The sequence below is a fragment of the Geodermatophilus sp. SYSU D00525 genome (assembly GCF_054050475.1).
Genome location: NZ_JBJGZK010000006.1, coordinates 162,833 through 179,507, shown reverse-complemented (window position 1 = coordinate 179,507; position 16,675 = coordinate 162,833). Strand labels below are relative to the sequence as shown.

Genomic DNA, 16,675 nt, shown 5'->3' with positions numbered 1-16,675 from the left:
CCGCGGTCTGGGCACCGACGATCAACCTAGTAACCACGAATCCGCAGGTCACGCGCTGTTTGCACGACCTTTTCGATCTCCGGTCGTCCGCTCGTGACGTCCTGTGGAGGCCTGCTGTGACCCTCCGTGAACACCGCAGGTCACGAAGTATACGAAACGCATTCGTATCGGCCCGGCGACCCCGACGCGCCCGGGCGTGACACGCCGGGTGGCGCGCCCGGGCAGCCCGTCAGCGGGCCGACCGCCGGCCCAGGGCCCACCCGCCGACGGCGGCCAGGACCAGGGCCCCGGCGACCGCGAGGCCCGCCCCGACCAGGTGCCCGGTCCCCCAGACCACCGTCCCGGGGCCGGACGTCAGGGTCAGCGTGCTCTCGAAGGCGGCTTCGACCTCCTCCAGCGGGGCGTACGCGGTCCAGCCGGCACTCGACGGCGGGCGGGTGTTCGTCCACCAGAAGACGGCGACCCCCGCGACGGCGAGCGCCAGGCCCAGCGCCGCGACCGCCCACGGCAGCACGCGCCTCACCGGGAGAGCTCCTCCGCCCAGCGGGCGGCCGCGGCGCGCAGCGCGGCCGGGTCCGGGCCGGCGGCGAGGACGTCGCGGGAGACGGTCGGGACGACGGCGCGGCCGGTGCCGAACAGCCGCCGCAGGTCCGCGGCCGAGCCGCCCTGGGCGCCCAGCCCCGGCGCCAGCACCGGGCCGCCGAGCCCGTCGAGGTCGACGTCGAGCTCGCGCAGCGTGGCGCCGACGACGACGCCGAACGACCCGGTCGTGGCGCCCCAGCGGCTGCCGAGGTCCCGCACCGCGCCGAGGTCGGGCAGCGGGTCGCCGACCACCCAGCCGGGGGTGTTCCACCCGCGGACGGTGTCGACGACGACCTGCGCCACCGACCGCTCCCCCACCGCCGCGTGCTGCAGCGTGCCGGCGTCGGGGTTGGACGTGCGGGCCAGCACGAACAGCCCGCCGCCGGTGAGCCGGGCGGTGTCCACGGCCGGCTGGAGCGAGCCCGGCCCGAGGTAGGGGCTGACGGTGAGCGCGTCGACGGCGCACGGGTGCTCCGGGCGCAGCACGTCGGCGTAGGCGTCCATGGTCGAGCCGATGTCGCCGCGCTTGGTGTCGAGCAGCACCAGCGCCCCGGCCGCGCGGGCGCGGGTGACGGCGTCCTCCAGCACGGCCAGCCCGCGGGAGCCGTGCCGCTCGAAGAACGCCGACTGCGGCTTGAGCACGGCGACCTCGCCGGCGAGGGCGTCGACCACCGTGTCGGTGAACCGGCGCAGCCCGTCGACGTCGTCGGCCAGGCCCCAGCGCTCCAGCAGCGGCGCGTGCGGGTCGATGCCCACGCACAGCGGCCCGCGGGCGGCGACGGCGTCGGCCAGGCGCTGCCCGAACGGCGCGCTCACCGGGGCACCGACCGCGGCAGGGTGCCGCCGTGCGCGGCGATGCAGTCGCGGGCGAGGAAGGGGTCGGCGAACGCGCCAGAGGCGGACTGCACGGCGTCGGCGCCGGCGTCGAACAGCGCCGCGAACGACGCCGGGTCGGTCACCCCGCCCATCGCCAGCACGTCGAAGCGCCGGCCGGACGCCTCGCGCAGCGCCACCAGCCGGCGGGTGAGGTCGAGCGCCTGCCCGCGGACGGCCGCCCCCGACAGCCCGGCCACCGCGCGGCCGGGGAAGGTCGGCTCGCCGTCGCCGCGCACCACCCGGCTCGCCACCGTGTTGATGCCCGCGACGCCGTCGACCAGCGGCGCCAGCCGGGGCACCAGCGCGGCCAGCCGGTCCCCGTCGAGCCAGGACAGCTTGGCGACCAGCCCGGTGCGGTCGTCCAGCGCCCGGCGCACGCCCTCGACGACGGCGACGGTGGCGTCCGCGTCCAGGCACAGCGGCGGCCTCACACCGTCCGGCGAGGCCGACAGCGTGTTCGGGCAGGACAGGTTCAGCTCGACGACCGTCGCGCCGGCCTCCTGCGCCATCGCCGCGACCCGCGCGAAGTCGTCGACCAGCGCGGGGCCGTCGCCGGACCCCATGACGCTGGCCAGCAGCAGCTGGTCGGCGTCGACGGCGGCCAGTGACCGCTCGAGGTCGGCCATCCACTCCTCCGGCGCCGGCGACGGGACGCCGAAGGAGTTCACCGTGCTGACCCCCGGGGAGCCGGGCTCCACCCAGTCCCACGGGTCCGAGACGACGGCGTCGCCGGGCGGGCGCGGCGCGAACGTCCAGTTCGGCTGCACGTTCGGCTCGTGCGCCCGGCTGCGCACCGTCTTGTAGGTGAGCACGCTGAACCCGTTGCGGGCGTGGAAGCGCACCCACTCCTCGCCCCCGTTGAGCACGCACGCCGGCACCCCGAGCGGGAACCCGACGTCGCGGCCGAGCACCCGCCACCGCCGGTCGCCGGCCCGCGGACGCTCGGGCAGCCGCGGGCCGACCGGGGTCAGCAGGTTGTCGCGGTAGGAGCCGAGCAGGTCGTAGGACGGCGTCCGCACGCCGTGTGCGGCGAGCAGCCCGCCGTGCCCGGCGAAGAACGCCACCCGGGTGAGCAGCGGCAGGTCGGCGTCGCCGGCCTCCCCCGCCGCCAGCCGCGCGGCCAGGCTCTCGGCGTCGGCCCGCAGGGCGGCGAGCTCGGCGGCCGGCGGCGTCGCGAACCGGGTGACCCCGGCGAGGAACGCCGCCGCCAGCCCGTCGACCAGCCCGCGGGCGACCAGGTCGTCCCGCACGGCGGCGACGTCGCTCACGGACGCGGGGCCAGCGCGGCGTGGACCTCCTGCAGGCTGCGCACCCCGAGGCCGCCGCGGCGCAGCGCCTCGACGCCCTGCACCGCCGCCGCCAGCCCCTGCACCGTGGTGACGCAGGGGATGCCGGCGGCCACCGCCGCGGTGCGGATCTCGTAGCCGTCCAGCCGCGGCCCGCTGTTGCCCGGCGACCCGAACGGCGTGTTGACCACGACGTCGACGTCGCCGGCGAGGATCCGCTCGACGCAGTTGCCCGGCCCCTCGCTGTACTTGCCGACCACCTCGCACTCGACGCCGTTGCGGCGCAGCACCTGCGCGGTGCCGGCGGTCGCGAGCACCCGGAAGCCGAGGTCGGCCAGCCGCTTGACCGGGAACACCGCGGCCCGCTTGTCCCGGTTGGCCAGCGAGACGAACACCGTGCCCTCGGTGGGCAGCGAGCCGTAGGCGGCGGCCTGGGACTTGGCGAACGCGGTCCCGAAGCCGTCGTCGAGGCCCATGACCTCGCCGGTGGACTTCATCTCCGGCGACAGGACGGTGTCGACGCCGTGGCCCTCGACGGTGCGGAACCGGTGGAAGGGCAGCACCGCCTCCTTGACCGCGATCGGCGCGTCCTCGGGCAGGTCGGCGCCGTCGCCGGTGGCGGGCAGCACCCCGGCGGTGCGCAGGTCGGCGATCGTCTCCCCCACCGCGATCCGCGCCGCGGCCTTGGCCAGCTGCACCGCCGTCGCCTTGGACACGAACGGCACCGTGCGGCTGGCCCGCGGGTTGGCCTCCAGCACGTACAGGACGTCGTCCTTGAGCGCGTACTGCACGTTGAGCAGCCCGCGGACGCCGATCCGGGCGGCCAGCGCCTCGGTGGCGCTGCGGATCTGCGCGAGGTCGGAGGAGCCCAGGGTGATCGGCGGCAGCGCGCACGCGGAGTCGCCGGAGTGGATGCCGGCCTCCTCGATGTGCTCCATGACGCCGCCGAGGTAGAGCTCGGTGCCGTCGTAGAGCGCGTCGACGTCGATCTCGACGGCGTCCTCCAGGAACCGGTCGACCAGCACCGGGTGCTCCGGGCTGACGTCGGTGGCCTTGGCGATGTAGGCCTCGAGCGTGGCGTCGTCGTAGACGATCTCCATGCCGCGCCCGCCGAGCACGTAGGAGGGCCGCACCAGCACCGGGTAGCCGATGCCGGCGGCGATCTCCCGGGCCTCGGCGAACGTCGTCGCGGTGCCGTGCTCGGGCGCGCGGAGCCGGGCGTCGGCGAGCACCCGGGAGAACGCGGCGCGGTCCTCGGCGTCGTCGATGGCCTCCGGCGAGGTCCCCAGGACCGGCACGCCGGCGTCCTTGAGCCGCTGCGCGAGACCCAGCGGCGTCTGCCCGCCCAGGGTGCAGATCACCCCGGCCACCGGCCCGGCGGCGCGCTCGGCCTCGACCACCTCGAGGACGTCCTCGAAGGTCAGCGGCTCGAAGTACAGCCGGTCGGCGGTGTCGTAGTCGGTGGAGACGGTCTCGGGGTTGCAGTTGACCATCACGGCCTCGTAGCCGGCGTCCTGCAGCGCCATGACCGCGTGCACGCACGAGTAGTCGAACTCGATGCCCTGCCCGATCCGGTTGGGCCCCGAGCCGAGGATCAGCACGGCCGGCTTCTCGCGCGGCTCGACCTCGGTCTCCTCGTCGTAGGACGAGTAGTGGTACGGCGTGCGGGCGGCGAACTCGGCGGCGCAGGTGTCCACGGTCTTGAACACCGGCCGCACGCCGAGCCGGCGGCGCAGCGTCCGGACGCCGTCCTCGCCGGCGAGTTCGGGGCGCAGCGCGGCGACCTGCCGGTCGGACAGCCCGTGCCGCTTGGCCTTGCGCAGCAGCTCCGCGGTGAGCGCGGGCGCCTCGCGGACCTCGGCGCCGACCTCGCCGACCAGCGCGAGCTGGTCGACGAACCACGGGTCGAAGCCGCTGGCCTCGGCGACCTGCTCGACGGTGGCGCCGGCCCGCAGCGCGGCCTCGGCGACGTAGAGCCGGCCGTCGACCGGGGTGCGCAGCGCCTCGAGCAGCTCCTCGGCCGACCGCGGGTCCTCGCCCCCGGTCCAGAAGCCGGCGACCTTGGTCTCGGTGGACCGCATCGCCTTGCCCAGCGCCTCGGGGAAGTTGCGGCCCAGCGCCATGACCTCCCCGACGCTCTTCATCGTCGTGGTCAGCCGCGGGTCGGCGCCGGGGAACTTCTCGAACGCGAACCGCGGGATCTTCACGACCACGTAGTCCAGCGCCGGCTCGAAGCTGGCCGGGGTGACGCCGGTGATGTCGTTGGTGATCTCGTCGAGGGTGTAGCCGATGGCGAGCTTCGCGGCGATCTTGGCGATCGGGAAGCCGGTGGCCTTCGACGCCAGCGCGCTCGACCGGGAGACGCGCGGGTTCATCTCGATGACGACCAGGCGCCCGTCGGCCGGGTTGACGGCGAACTGGATGTTGCAGCCGCCGGTGTCCACGCCGACCTCGCGCAGCACCGCGATGCCGACGTCGCGCATCCGCTGGTACTCGCGGTCGGTGAGCGTCATCGCGGGCGCGACGGTGACCGAGTCGCCGGTGTGCACGCCCATCGCGTCGACGTTCTCGATCGAGCAGATGACGACCACGTTGTCGCTGCGGTCGCGCATGAGCTCGAGCTCGTACTCCTTCCAGCCGAGCACCGACTCCTCGATCAGCACGGTGTGCACCGGGGAGTCGGCCAGGCCGTGGGAGGCCATCCGGCGCAGCATCGCCTCGTCGGTGGCGAAGCCCGAGCCGAGGCCGCCCATGGTGAAGCTCGGCCGGATGACGACGGGGTAGCCGACCTCGGCGGCGGTCTCCAGCGCCTCCTCGACGGTGGAGCAGACGCGCGAGCGCGGCGCGTCGGCGCCGATCGACCGGACGATGTCCTTGAACATCTGCCGGTCCTCGCCGCGGTTGATCGCGTCGACGTCCGCGCCGATCAGTCGCACGCCGTAGCGCTCCAGCGTGCCGTTCTCGTACAGGCCGATGGCGATGTTGAGCGCGGTCTGCCCGCCGAGGGTGGCCAGCAGCGCGTCCGGGCGCTCCTTGGCGATGACCCGCTCGACGAACTCCGGCGTCAGCGGCTCGACGTAGGTGGCGTCGGCGACGTCGGGATCGGTCATGATCGTCGCCGGGTTGCTGTTGACCAGGCTGACCCGCAGGCCCTCGGCGCGCAGCACGCGGCAGGCCTGGGTGCCGGAGTAGTCGAACTCCGCGGCCTGGCCGATGAGGATCGGCCCGGAGCCGATGACCAGGACGTGCGAGATGTCGGTGCGCTTGGGCATCAGGCGTTCCCCCCGCTGCTGTGCTGGACCCGCGGCGCGGGGCTGACCGCGTCCCCGCCGTCCCGCCTGGCCTGCAGGAGGTCCACGAACCGCTGGAACAGCGGCGCGGCGTCGTGCGGGCCGGCGGCGGACTCGGGGTGGAACTGGACGCTGAACGCCGGGGCGTCGAGCAGCCGCAGCCCCTCGACGACGTCGTCGTTGAGGCCGACGTGGCTGACCTCGACCCGCCCGTAGGGGGTGTCGGTGGGCCGGTCCAGCGGCGCGTCGACGGCGAACCCGTGGTTGTGGCTGGTCACCCGGACGGTGCCGCTGACCCGGTCGAGCACCGGCTGGTTCAGGCCGCGGTGGCCGAAGCGCAGCTTGTAGGTGCCCAGGCCCAGCGCGCGGCCGAGGATCTGGTTGCCGAAGCAGATGCCGAACAGCGGCCGGCCGGCGGCGAGCACGCCCCGCACCGCGGCGACGGCGTAGTCGGCCGCGGCCGGGTCGCCGGGGCCGTTGGAGAGGAACACGCCGTCGGGGCCGGCGGCGAGCAGGTCCTGCGCGGTGGCGGTCGAGGGCAGCACGTGCGTCTCGACGCCGAGCTCGGCCAGGTGCCGCGGGGTGGCGGTCTTGATGCCGAGGTCGAGCGCGGCGATGGTGAACCGCCGCTCCCCCACCGCCGGGACGACGTAGGGCTCGCGGGTGCTCACGTGCGGCGCGAGGTCGGCGCCGACCATGCCCTCGGCGGCGCGCACCCGGGCGAGCAGCGCGTCGGGGTCGGTGGACTCGCTGCTGATCCCGGCGCGCATCGCGCCGCGCTCGCGCAGGTGCCGGGTGAGGGCGCGGGTGTCGATGCCGCTGATCCCGACGACGCCCTGCGCGGCCAGCTCGTCGTCGAGGCTGCCGGTGGCCCGCCAGTTGGCCGGGCGGCGGGCGGGGTCGCGGACGACGAAGCCGGCCACCCACATGCGGCGGCTCTCGTCGTCCTCGCCGTTGACGCCGGTGTTGCCGACGTGCGGCGCGGTCATCGTGACGATCTGGCCGGCGTAGCTGGGGTCGGTCAGCGTCTCCTGGTAGCCGGTCATGCCGGTGGCGAACACCGCCTCGCCGACCGTCGTGCCGACCTTGCCGTAGGACTCGCCGCGGAACGTCCGCCCGTCCTCGAGGACGAGGATCGCCTCGCTCACTTCACTGCCTTTCCGTCCAGGACGGTCGCCTCGCCCCGCAGGAACGTGGCGACCACGCGGCCGGGCAGCTCCCGGCCGGCGTAGGGGCTGTTGCGGCTGCGGCTGGCCAGCGCGGCCGGGTCGACGGTGGCCCGGGCGGCGGGGTCGAGCAGCAGCAGGTTGGCCGGCTCACCCGGCGCCAGCGGGCGCCCGTGACCGGCCAGGCGGCCGATGGCCGCGGGGCGGGCCGACATGCGGTCGGCGACGCCGGCCCAGTCGAGCAGGCCGGGTTCCACCAGCGTCTCCAGGACGACCGACAGCGCCTGCTCCAGCCCGAGCATCCCGGGCCGGGCCTGCGCCCACTCGCTCTCCTTGTCCTCCACCGCGTGCGGCGCGTGGTCGGTGGCGACGGCGTCGATCGTGCCGTCGGCCAGGCCCTGCCGGAGGGCCTGCACGTCCTCGTCGGTGCGCAGCGGCGGGTTGACCTTGAACACCGGGTCGTAGGACTCCGCGCAGGCCTCGGTGAGCAGCAGGTGGTGCGGGGTGACCTCGGCGGTCACCTGCACGCCGCGGGACTTGGCCCACCGCAGGATCTCCACCGAGCCGGCGGTGGAGACATGGCAGACGTGCAGCCGGGCGCCGACGTGCTGGGCGAGCAGCACGTCGCGGGCGATGACCGCCTCCTCGGCGGCGGCCGGCCAGCCGGTCAGCCCGAGCCGGGCCGAGCGGTCGCCCTCGTTCATCTGCGCCCCGGCGGTCAGCCGCGGCTCCTCGGCGTGCTGGGCGACGACGCCGTCGAAGGCCTTCACGTACTCCAGCGCGCGGCGCATGAGCGCCGGGTCGGCGACGCAGTGCCCGTCGTCGGAGAAGACCCGCACCCGGGCGGCGGAGTCGGCCATCGCGCCGAGCTCGGCCAGCCGCTCGCCACGCAGCCCGACGGTGACCGCGCCGACCGGGACGACGTCGACCAGCCCGGCCTCCTGGCCCAGGCGCCACACCTGCTCGACGACGCCGGCGGTGTCGGCGACCGGGTCGGTGTTGGCCATGGCGTGCACCGCGGTGAACCCGCCCAGCGCCGCGGCCCGGCTGCCGGTCTCCACCGTCTCGGCGTCCTCGCGGCCGGGCTCGCGCAGGTGGGTGTGCAGGTCGACCAGGCCGGGCAGGGCGACCAGCCCGCCGGCGTCGACGACGTCGGCGCCGGTGGCGGACAGCCGGCCCCCGATGGCGGCGATCCGGCCGTCCTTCAGCAGCAGGTCGGCGGGCTCGCCGCCGAGGACGCGTGCCCCCTTGATCAGCGTGGTCACGAGGGCGTTCCTCCGAGCAGCAGGTAGAGCACGGCCATCCGCACGCTGACGCCGTTGCCGACCTGTTCGACGATCGTCGAGCGGACCGAGTCGGCGACGTCGGCGGCGATCTCCATGCCGCGGTTCATCGGGCCGGGGTGCATGACGATCGCGTCGTCCGCCAGCACCGCCATCCGCACGGCGTCCAGGCCGTAGCGGCGGCTGTACTCACGGGCGCTGGGGAAGAACGAGGCGTTCATCCGCTCGAGCTGGACCCGCAGCATCATCACGACGTCGGCCTTGGGCAGCACGGCGTCGAGGTCGTAGGAGACCTGCACCGGCCAGGACCCGACTCCGACCGGGAGCAGCGTCGGCGGCGCGACGAGGGTGACCTCCGCGCCGAGCGTCGTCAGCAGCCAGACGTTGGAGCGGGCCACCCGGCTGTGCAGCACGTCGCCGACGATCGCCACCCGCACGCCGTCCAGCCGGCCCAGCCGGCGGCGGATCGTGTAGGCGTCCAGCAGCGCCTGGGTGGGGTGCTCGTGCGTTCCGTCGCCGGCGTTGACGACGCTGCCGCGCACCCAGCCGGCCAGCCGGTGCGGGGCGCCGGACGCCGAGTGGCGGACGACGATCGCGTCGCTGCCCATCGCCTCGAGGGTGAGCGCGGTGTCCTTGAGGCTCTCGCCCTTGGACACGCTGCTGCCCTTGGCGGAGAAGTTGATGACGTCGGCGGACAGCCGCTTGGCCGCGAGCTCGAAGGAGATGCGGGTGCGGGTGGAGTCCTCGTAGAAGAGGTTGACCACCGTCCGGCCGCGCAGCGTGGGCAGCTTCTTGACCTCGCGGCCGGCCAGCGCCTGGTCGATCTGCGCGGCGGTGTCGAGGACCAGCGTGGCGTCGGCGCGGTCGAGGTCGGCCGCGTCCAGGAGGTGCCGCTTCACCGGCCGGTCACCAGCACCTCGTCGGCGCCGTCGGTCTCGGCGAGGTGGACCCGCACCTTCTGCGCGCGCGAGGTGGGCACGTTCTTGCCCACGTAGTCGGCGCGGATCGGCAGCTCGCGGTGGCCGCGGTCGACCAGGACGGCCAGCTGCACCGCGCGGGGCCGGCCGAGGTCGCGCAGCGCGTCGAGTGCCGCGCGCACCGAGCGGCCGGAGAACAGGACGTCGTCGACGAGGACGACCAGCCGGCCGTCGATCCCCGCGGACGGCAGGACGGTGTCCTCCAGCGCCCGGACGCCGCGCATCCGCAGGTCGTCGCGGTAGAGGGTGATGTCGACGGTGCCGACGTCGACCGCGGTGCCGGCGAAGGCGGCGACGCGGGCGGCCAGCCGGCGGGCCAGCGGGGCGCCGCGGGTGGGGATGCCGACCAGGACGAGGTCGGGCAGCGCGTCGCCGGCCTTCTCGATCACCTGGTGCGCGATGCGGTCGACGACGCGGGCCACGTCGGCGGCGGCGAGCAGCACGGTGGGCGCCGGGCCGCCGGACGGGTCTGGGGACTGGTTCCCGGGCAGGGGCCCGGTCGTGCCGGCCATCAGGCCTCCTTCCCCGCCTCACGGGACGGGTCGTTAAAGGAGTGGGGTGGACCGGTCTCGACCGTACTGCACACCCCCGTGTGACCGTCGTCGCGCGTCGTGACCCCGCAGGTGGGCGCCGGTGTCCCAGGATGGCCCGCACGAGGGAGGCGCTGTTGCCATCCGCCACTTGTGAGTACGCTGCGTGACGGACCAGCCCCGGACACCACGACGGACAGTGAGCAGAGACGCATGAGCACCGACTACTCGCGGGCACTCGGCGCCCGGCTGCGAGCAATCCGCAACCAGCAGGGTCTCTCCCTCCAGGGCGTGGAGGACAAGTCGCACGGACGCTGGAAGGCCGTCGTCGTCGGGTCCTACGAACGCGGGGACCGCGCGGTGACCGTGCAGCGGCTCTCCGAGCTCGCCGTGTTCTACGGCGTGCCGGTCTCCGAGTTGCTGCCCGACCCGCGGCCCTCGTCGGCCGTCACCTCGACGACGAAGATCGTGCTGAACCTGGAGTCGCTGGGCTCGCTGCCCGCCGACGAGGCCGGCCCGCTCGCCCGTTACGCCTCGACCATCCAGGCCCAGCGCCACGACTACAACGGCAAGGTCCTCTCCATCCGCGCGGAGGACCTGAAGTCGCTGGCGATCATCTACGACATGAGCCCCGACGAGCTCACCACCCGGCTCATCGAGTGGGGCGTGCTCAACCCCGGCATGGACGGCGTCGGCGGCCCCGTCGACGACGAGGACGAGGCCTGGGACCGGCGCCGCGCCCCCCGCTGAGGAAACACCGCTGTCCCGCGGCAGGCCTCGCGACAGCACGACGAGACCGGGCTGCGGAGTGCGTACGCCCCGGCCACCGGCCGGGTCGGTCCGGCTCGGGTGACCGGGGCCTGTGTCCGCGCCCGCCCGGGCCCGCGGTCACAGCCGCGCGGACAGCCGCCGACCGCGCAGCATCAGCTCCCCCCGGGCGCCGTTCGGGGGGCCTGTGCGCGGTGGCGGGTCCACGAGCGCGTCGGACAGCTCGGTCCGCCCGGTGATGCCCAGCTTGCCGTAGATGTGGGAGAGGTGCGCCTCGACGGTGCGCACCGACACGACCAGCCGGTCCGCGATCTGCACGTTGCTCAACCCGAGGCTGGCCAGCCGAGCCACCTCCTGCTCCCGTGCGGTCAGGGACGGGGGCAGCAGCGCCTGCAGGGACTGACTGCCTGCCAGGCCACACTCGCGTGCCAGCGTGACGGCCCGTGCCATGGCCGTGGCCGCCGGGCGCCGCGCGCCGCGGCGCTCGTGGGCGGCCGCCGCCTCCGCGGCGGCGTCCGCAGCGGTCAGCAGCAGGCCGGCCTCCTCGAAGCGGCGGCTCAGCACGTCGAGGTCGTTCCCGTTCTCGGCCACGATCGCCCCCACGTGGTCGGCGAGGTCCTGCACGTAGGCCGACTCGCAGCGCCGGGCGAGGACGCCGAGCCGGTCGACCACGTGGAGCGGGCGCCCGAAGCGGAAGGTGGTGTGCAGGACGACCGCCTCGGTCGCCACCTGCCCCTGCTCGGCGGCGCTTCGAGCGGCCTCCCGGCTGAGCCGGGCGGCTTCGGCGGAGTGTCCCTGGGCACCGGCCACCACGGCGCGCGCGACGAGGACGAAGGGGGCGTAGACGGGGAGCGCGGCGGAGGCGGCTTCGTCGAGTTCGGCGACGAGCCCGCGTGCGGCGTCGACGTCGCCGAGGAGCGCCCGCGCCATCGCGAGCTGGGAGCGGCACACCGGCAGGAGACCCAGCGGGTCGGCCCTCCGCAGGCCCGCGTAGGCGCTGACCAGCCAGCGGGCCGCCACTCGTACCCGCCCGGCGGCGAGCGCGGCCCAGCCACAGTGCAGGGAGGCGACGGCGTCCCCGTACCACTCCGGGCCGGCCAGGTTGCGCCGGTGGAGGTCGGCAGCGAGGGACTCGAGCTCACGCACCCGTCCGCTCAGGCGGAGCGCCATGACCTCGGCCTGCGTCAACGCCAGGTACACGAAGGCGGGCACGCTCCTCCCGTCCGGCCACGAGAGACCGGCCCGCCCCTCGGCGACGCTGGCCAGCGCCGACCGCGGAGCTCCGGTGACGGCGTGCCCCAGTGCAGCCGCGGCGGTCGCGAGCTGCCAGGCCGGCTCCCCTTCGCGGGCGGTGGAGCGCACAGCCGTTGCCCGGTCCACCGCCCCGACCGGGTCGCCGCTGCAGAACGCGAGGACCGCCCCGGTCGCCGCGAGGAGGGAGCGGCCGTGGTCCGAACGGACTGCCGGGACCACCGCGTCGAGCACGGCCTGCGCCTGGGCGACCTGACCGAGAGCGCAGGCCAGGTCCAGCACCCGGATCACCGTGGCCTCGACGCGGTCGTCGTCCGTGACGGCGACCTCTGCGGCGTGGCGGGTGAGGTCCTCGGTCTCCACCGGGGACCCGGGCCAGGTGGTGGCCTCCACCAGCGCGAGGTACGCCGGCGCCTGCCCGCCCGCCTCGACGGCGGCCCGCGCCAGGCGCCCGGCGAGGCGGTGGTCGAGCATCGGGGGGGGGCGCCGCGCGGGGGGCGGGGGCTGCGGCGCGCCCGGCCGCCCCCGCCCCGCCCCCCTCGAGGGGGGCCCGCGCCTCCCGCCCGGCTTGGGTTTGTTCGAGCAGCGCGGCCCCACCCGGGGGGGCCGCGGTGAGCTGCCCGGCGTCCGGCACCGGCTCCCCTCCGTCGAGCAGTGCCAGGCACCGGGCTGCGACGTGTGCCGGGGACCGGTCGTCCCCGGAGCCGGCGAGGAGCTCACGACGGATGGACCGGAGCACCGCCTCGGGTGTACGGCTCCGGACGACCTCCGTGTACAGCGGGTGTGCCGTACGGACGAGACCCGGCGTCCCCTCGGCGTCGTCGACGACGACGCCGAGGCGTTCGAGCCGGGCGACGGCCTCCCGGCTGCTCAGCGCCTCGACCTCCCGGGCCGACAGCGGTTCGACCGTGGCGAGGACCTCCAACACCCGCCATTCCGCGGCATCCAGCTGCCCCAGCTGGGCCAGCACGATCTCACACAGCCGCTGGGACGGAAGCATGGCGTCCTGCCACCGCCACGCCCCCTCGCACCTCGTCAGCCGACCGCTCCAGACGCCGTCCTCCAGCAGCTCCCGGAGGAACAACGGGTTGCCTTGACTCAGGTGCCAGAGTCGCTCACCCGTCCGGGCGTCCACGTCCCCGCCGAGCACCTGGCCGATCAGCCGGACGAGCTCGGCGCGGCGCAACGGCTCCAGGTGGATCCGGTCGGCCAGCCCGTCCTTCCACAGCGGGGCGGCCGGATCCGGCTCCGTCGCACCGGTGCGCACGGTCAGGACCAGCATGACCGCACCGCTCGCGGCGAGCTGGTGCAGGAGGGTCACCGACATCTGGTCGAGCAGGTGGGCGTCGTCGACGCCGAGGACCGGGGTCGGACCGGTCCCGTCCCCGGCGATGGCCGCGGTCGCCCGTTGCAGCAGGGCCAGTCCGGTTGCGCCGTCGTCCACCGCGGGCAGGAGGTGGGCCAACGCGCCGAGCGGCACGAGCGCCGCGGCACCGGTGGCCACGGCCCACGCGGTCGGGTGGCCCCGCTGCGCGGCGGCGGTCAGGGCCTCCCGAGCCAGTCGGGACCGCCCCACCCCCGGGGGACCTGTGATCACCAGGCTGCGCTCCGGCCTCGCGGTGAGCGCAGCGATCATGGTCCGGAGCTCGGCTTCCCGGCCCGTGAGGGGCCAGCGCGTCGCCCCCATCAGACGGGACGAGCGCGATCAGGGACGGACCACGGCATCCCGTGGCCCGTCCGTCGTTCCACCGCTCCCGGCATGAGCTCCCTCGCCACTGCCGCTCCCCCGAGCTACTGGTACGGATCCCGCGCGGCGACTTTAGTCACGGGTTCGTCCCGAATTCGACGTCCGGGCTCTCCCGTGGCCCGGGTCGTACCCCTGCGCGACGCGTCCCTCACAATCAGTTCGCCCGACCGGGGGCCGCTCCCCCGGTCCCCGTGCCTGGACTGACCATGAGGACAGCGGGCCCCCCGCCGAAGGCGGCAGCCGGCGGTGTACCGGCGGTGGAGCCGCCGACCGTGACCTCCCAGTCCGCCTCCGCGGCCGCCGGCGACCCGACCCGGACCAGCCGATCGGGCGGGACCCCGTCCCGGAGGAGGTCCCCCCACAGCCCGGCCGGCACCGCCACGGTGCCGCGCGAGGAGGCCTGCTCGGCGATCCAGGCGGCGAGCTGCTGGTGCGGCGGGGTCCGCGCGGACACCGGCAGGAAGAGCGCTCCGGTGATCACGACGACCAGGGCGGCCACGAGGAAGGTGCCCCGGAGCAGCGGGTGCGGTCGGGCCGCCGCCGGGCCACCGGTCCACGCAACGGCGAACAGGAAGCCGAGAAGCACCACGGCGACCAGCACCACCGGGAGCGCCGTGCCGGCCCCGTGCCAGGGCACCACGGCCGGCACGGTGGCCGCACCGGCAGCTGCCGCCGGCAGGCGGAGGCCGCGGAGGAGGAACCCGGTGCCGACGGCGAGCGCCGCGAGGAGCAGCAGCACGGCGCGCTCGGAGGATCCGAGGGGGAGGTCGGCCGGACCGCTCGGCACGGTGGCCACCACAGCGGCGACCGGGAGGACGACGAGCGCTGCCAGCCACGGTCGGGTGTCGCCCTCCACCGTGTCCGGGCGGGCGTGCCGGGGTCCGCCCGCGTGCCGCGCGCGCCGGCCCGATCCGGCTCCGAGGTGGGTCCCGATGCCCACGGCCAGCGGGACGGCGACCAGGGGCTCGGTCGCCACGCCCACCGCGACGGCGGCGATCCCGAGCGCTCCTGCGACGGGGCGCCGTGCCCGGCTCAGCACGAGCGCGCCCACGGCGGCCCACGCGGCCCCGACCAGACCGCTGGCGACCGTGGCGAGCACGGTGACCGCCGGCCCCATCACGAGCACCGCCAGCAGGGGCAGGGCCACCGCGACCGGGCGCACGCGCCGGGTCCGGACGAGCACGAGGAGCGCCACCACCAGGACCGCGGACGCCACGACCGCGAGTTCCCGGCCTCCCGCCAGGATCGTGTCGTGCCGCTCGAAGGCACCGGTCAGCCAGGCGTAGCCGGCCACCTGCAGGCGCAGCAGCCGGTCGCCGGAGCCCACTGCGGCACCGTCCACGCCGTGCAGGGCGGCCCACGCGCCGTCCACCAGCCGGAGCTCCGCCGCGGTGGCCGGGTGCGACCAGGCGACGGAGGCCACCCGCACGAGCAGGAGGGCGCCGAGGCCTGCCAGCCCGACCACCGCACCGACCCGGCGGACGGCTGCCCGGTGGGCCGACCCGACCCGCCCGGCCCAGCGGACGGCGGGACGGCCGGCGACCAGGGCGACGGGACGCCGGGCGACCAGGGAGGCCAGTGACCACAGGATGAGCCCCAGGCCGAGCCACGGCAGGGCCAGGAGCAGGAGCTGGAAGACGCCCAGCGTGGTGGCCAGGACGTCCCCGCTCCGGGCTCCGGCGTCGAGGTGCCGGACGTACTCCAGCGATGCCTGCCACGCGACGGGCAGCAGGTGCGGCAGGGCGACGAGGACGGCGACCAGCCAGGCGAGCAGCGTGGGGACGATCAGTGCGACCCACAGCACGACCACCCGGCGCGCCCGTGGCCTGAGCCTGCGCAGGAGCGGGTGGGACGGGCGGCCCGGGAGCAGGCTCAGCAGCGCCGGCTTCACGAAGCCGAACAGCTCGGGGACCCCCACCAGGTCGGCGAGGATGTAGTAGCCGTCCATCCGCAGGTTGGGGAGGAACTGCCAGGCGGTCTGCGCGTGCATCGTGACCAGCGCGATGAGCAGCCACGGCTCGCCCGTCCCGAGGTAGCACAGGCCCAGCGCCAGCATGGCGATGCAGTTGAAGTAGACGCCGCCCAGGTCGGTCCGCAGCCGCCCGACCCGGTCGAGGCGGTAGCTGTCGGTGACCTTGCTGTAGAACGCCGGCCAGACGATGTAGAGCCCGACGCCGACCTCGCCGGGACGGGCGCCGCCGTAGCGGCAGGCGGTCACGTGGCCGGACTCGTGGAAGGCGGTGAAGACCACGGTGAGGCCGAGGAGGGCGAGCACCAGCCCGGGCTGCCGGGCCACGTCGACGACGGCGGACTCCATCCGGCCGAGCACGTCGCCCTGGGCGACGATCCAGACGTCGACGGCGAGGAACGCGGTGACGAGCGCCACCCAGGCCGGCCGGGTGAACAGCGGCCGGAAGAACCCGGCGATGCGCCAGCTGACGGCGGCCGGGATGACACCGGCGCGGTAGCGGAGGCCCAGCAGCGGGTCGGCGCGGACCGGCGCCTGCGGGCTCGCGTCCCCGGCCCCGGCGACGTGCTCGTCGACGTGGTCGGCAGCGATGATCCCGGCGGGCCGGAGCCGCTCCTCGACCAGGAAGGTCACCTGGTCGGCGGTCAGCTCACGGCCGAGCTCGGCGCTCAGGTCGGCCGCGACCTGCTCGGTGTCCCGGCCGTCGAGGGAGCCGGCGAGCCGGTAGAGCAGGCGAGGGACCTGCATGACCTGCCCGTCGACCCGGCGGATGATGAACCGGGGGTCCTCGTAGGCGGAGTCCTGGTACTCGCCCAGCAGCTCGGTGCCCGGGGCCAGCCGTGGCAGCGGGATCCCACCCGTTGCCGGGCGGTCGAGGACCTCGGTCTGCGTCACGCTTCCCTCTCCGTCCCTCGTCGGCCGATCCGGACACGGGGAGGGGCGGCCGGTGA

11 protein-coding genes and 1 pseudogene are annotated in these 16,675 nt (G+C 75.4%); 1 reads left to right on the top strand and 11 read right to left on the bottom strand.

Features of this window, described 5'->3' with window-relative positions; translation table 11 throughout:
* Nucleotides 1–229 precede the first annotated feature (229 nt).
* Genes ACI796_RS07815 through pyrR form a run of 8 tightly spaced genes read right to left on the bottom strand, consistent with a single transcriptional unit; the run spans nt 230 to nt 9,972 of the window.
* Complete coding sequence (locus ACI796_RS07815) at nt 230–523, bottom strand: hypothetical protein (protein ID WP_456940664.1); 294 nt, start codon at nt 521–523, stop codon at nt 230–232.
* Nucleotides 520–1,398 (bottom strand): orotidine-5'-phosphate decarboxylase, encoded by an 879-nt coding sequence (gene pyrF / locus ACI796_RS07810; RefSeq protein WP_456940663.1) that lies wholly within the window; start codon nt 1,396–1,398, stop codon nt 520–522. The genes ACI796_RS07815 and pyrF overlap by 4 nt, the downstream gene beginning before the upstream one ends.
* On the bottom strand, nt 1,395–2,726 hold the full coding sequence (locus ACI796_RS07805) for a dihydroorotate oxidase (protein WP_456940662.1): 1,332 nt from the start codon (nt 2,724–2,726) through the stop codon (nt 1,395–1,397). Before ACI796_RS07805 ends, pyrF begins: the two co-directional genes overlap by 4 nt.
* The gene (gene carB, locus ACI796_RS07800) at nt 2,723–6,016 is read right to left on the bottom strand and encodes a carbamoyl-phosphate synthase large subunit (protein ID WP_456940661.1); all 3,294 of its coding nucleotides are present in this window, start codon (nt 6,014–6,016) and stop codon (nt 2,723–2,725) included. The genes ACI796_RS07805 and carB overlap by 4 nt, the downstream gene beginning before the upstream one ends.
* A complete protein-coding gene (gene carA / locus ACI796_RS07795) occupies nt 6,016–7,182 on the bottom strand; it encodes a glutamine-hydrolyzing carbamoyl-phosphate synthase small subunit (protein ID WP_456940660.1) in 1,167 nt (388 codons plus the stop codon). The genes carB and carA overlap by 1 nt, the downstream gene beginning before the upstream one ends.
* Nucleotides 7,179–8,465 (bottom strand): dihydroorotase, encoded by a 1,287-nt coding sequence (locus ACI796_RS07790; RefSeq protein WP_456940659.1) that lies wholly within the window; start codon nt 8,463–8,465, stop codon nt 7,179–7,181. The genes carA and ACI796_RS07790 overlap by 4 nt, the downstream gene beginning before the upstream one ends.
* On the bottom strand, nt 8,462–9,382 hold the full coding sequence (locus ACI796_RS07785; RefSeq protein ID WP_456940658.1) for an aspartate carbamoyltransferase catalytic subunit: 921 nt from the start codon (nt 9,380–9,382) through the stop codon (nt 8,462–8,464). The genes ACI796_RS07790 and ACI796_RS07785 overlap by 4 nt, the downstream gene beginning before the upstream one ends.
* Nucleotides 9,379–9,972 carry a bifunctional pyr operon transcriptional regulator/uracil phosphoribosyltransferase PyrR gene (pyrR, locus tag ACI796_RS07780; RefSeq protein WP_456940657.1) on the bottom strand — a complete coding sequence of 198 codons (594 nt, stop codon included), beginning with the start codon at nt 9,970–9,972 and terminating at the stop codon, nt 9,379–9,381. The genes ACI796_RS07785 and pyrR overlap by 4 nt, the downstream gene beginning before the upstream one ends.
* A gap of 231 nt (nt 9,973–10,203) precedes the next feature.
* Between pyrR and bldD the strand changes: the two genes are divergently transcribed.
* Nucleotides 10,204–10,740, top strand: coding sequence for a transcriptional regulator BldD (gene bldD, locus ACI796_RS07775; RefSeq protein WP_387986855.1), 537 nt, complete (start codon nt 10,204–10,206; stop codon nt 10,738–10,740).
* A 138-nt stretch (nt 10,741–10,878) separates the two neighbouring features.
* Here the strand turns inward: bldD and ACI796_RS07770 are convergent, their stop codons facing one another.
* The 3 genes and pseudogenes from ACI796_RS07770 to ACI796_RS07760 all read right to left on the bottom strand — a co-directional run bounded on the left by ACI796_RS07770 (nt 10,879) and on the right by ACI796_RS07760 (nt 16,619).
* Nucleotides 10,879–12,483 (bottom strand): LuxR C-terminal-related transcriptional regulator, encoded by a 1,605-nt coding sequence (locus ACI796_RS07770; protein ID WP_456940656.1) that lies wholly within the window; start codon nt 12,481–12,483, stop codon nt 10,879–10,881.
* Nucleotides 12,484–13,279: 796 nt separating this feature from the next.
* Nucleotides 13,280–13,696 (bottom strand): annotated as a pseudogene (locus ACI796_RS07765) (ATP-binding protein); the annotation flags it as partial.
* A gap of 214 nt (nt 13,697–13,910) precedes the next feature.
* Nucleotides 13,911–16,619, bottom strand: a complete 2,709-nt coding sequence (locus ACI796_RS07760; protein WP_456940655.1) for a hypothetical protein — start codon at nt 16,617–16,619, stop codon at nt 13,911–13,913.
* Nucleotides 16,620–16,675: the final 56 nt, after the last annotated feature.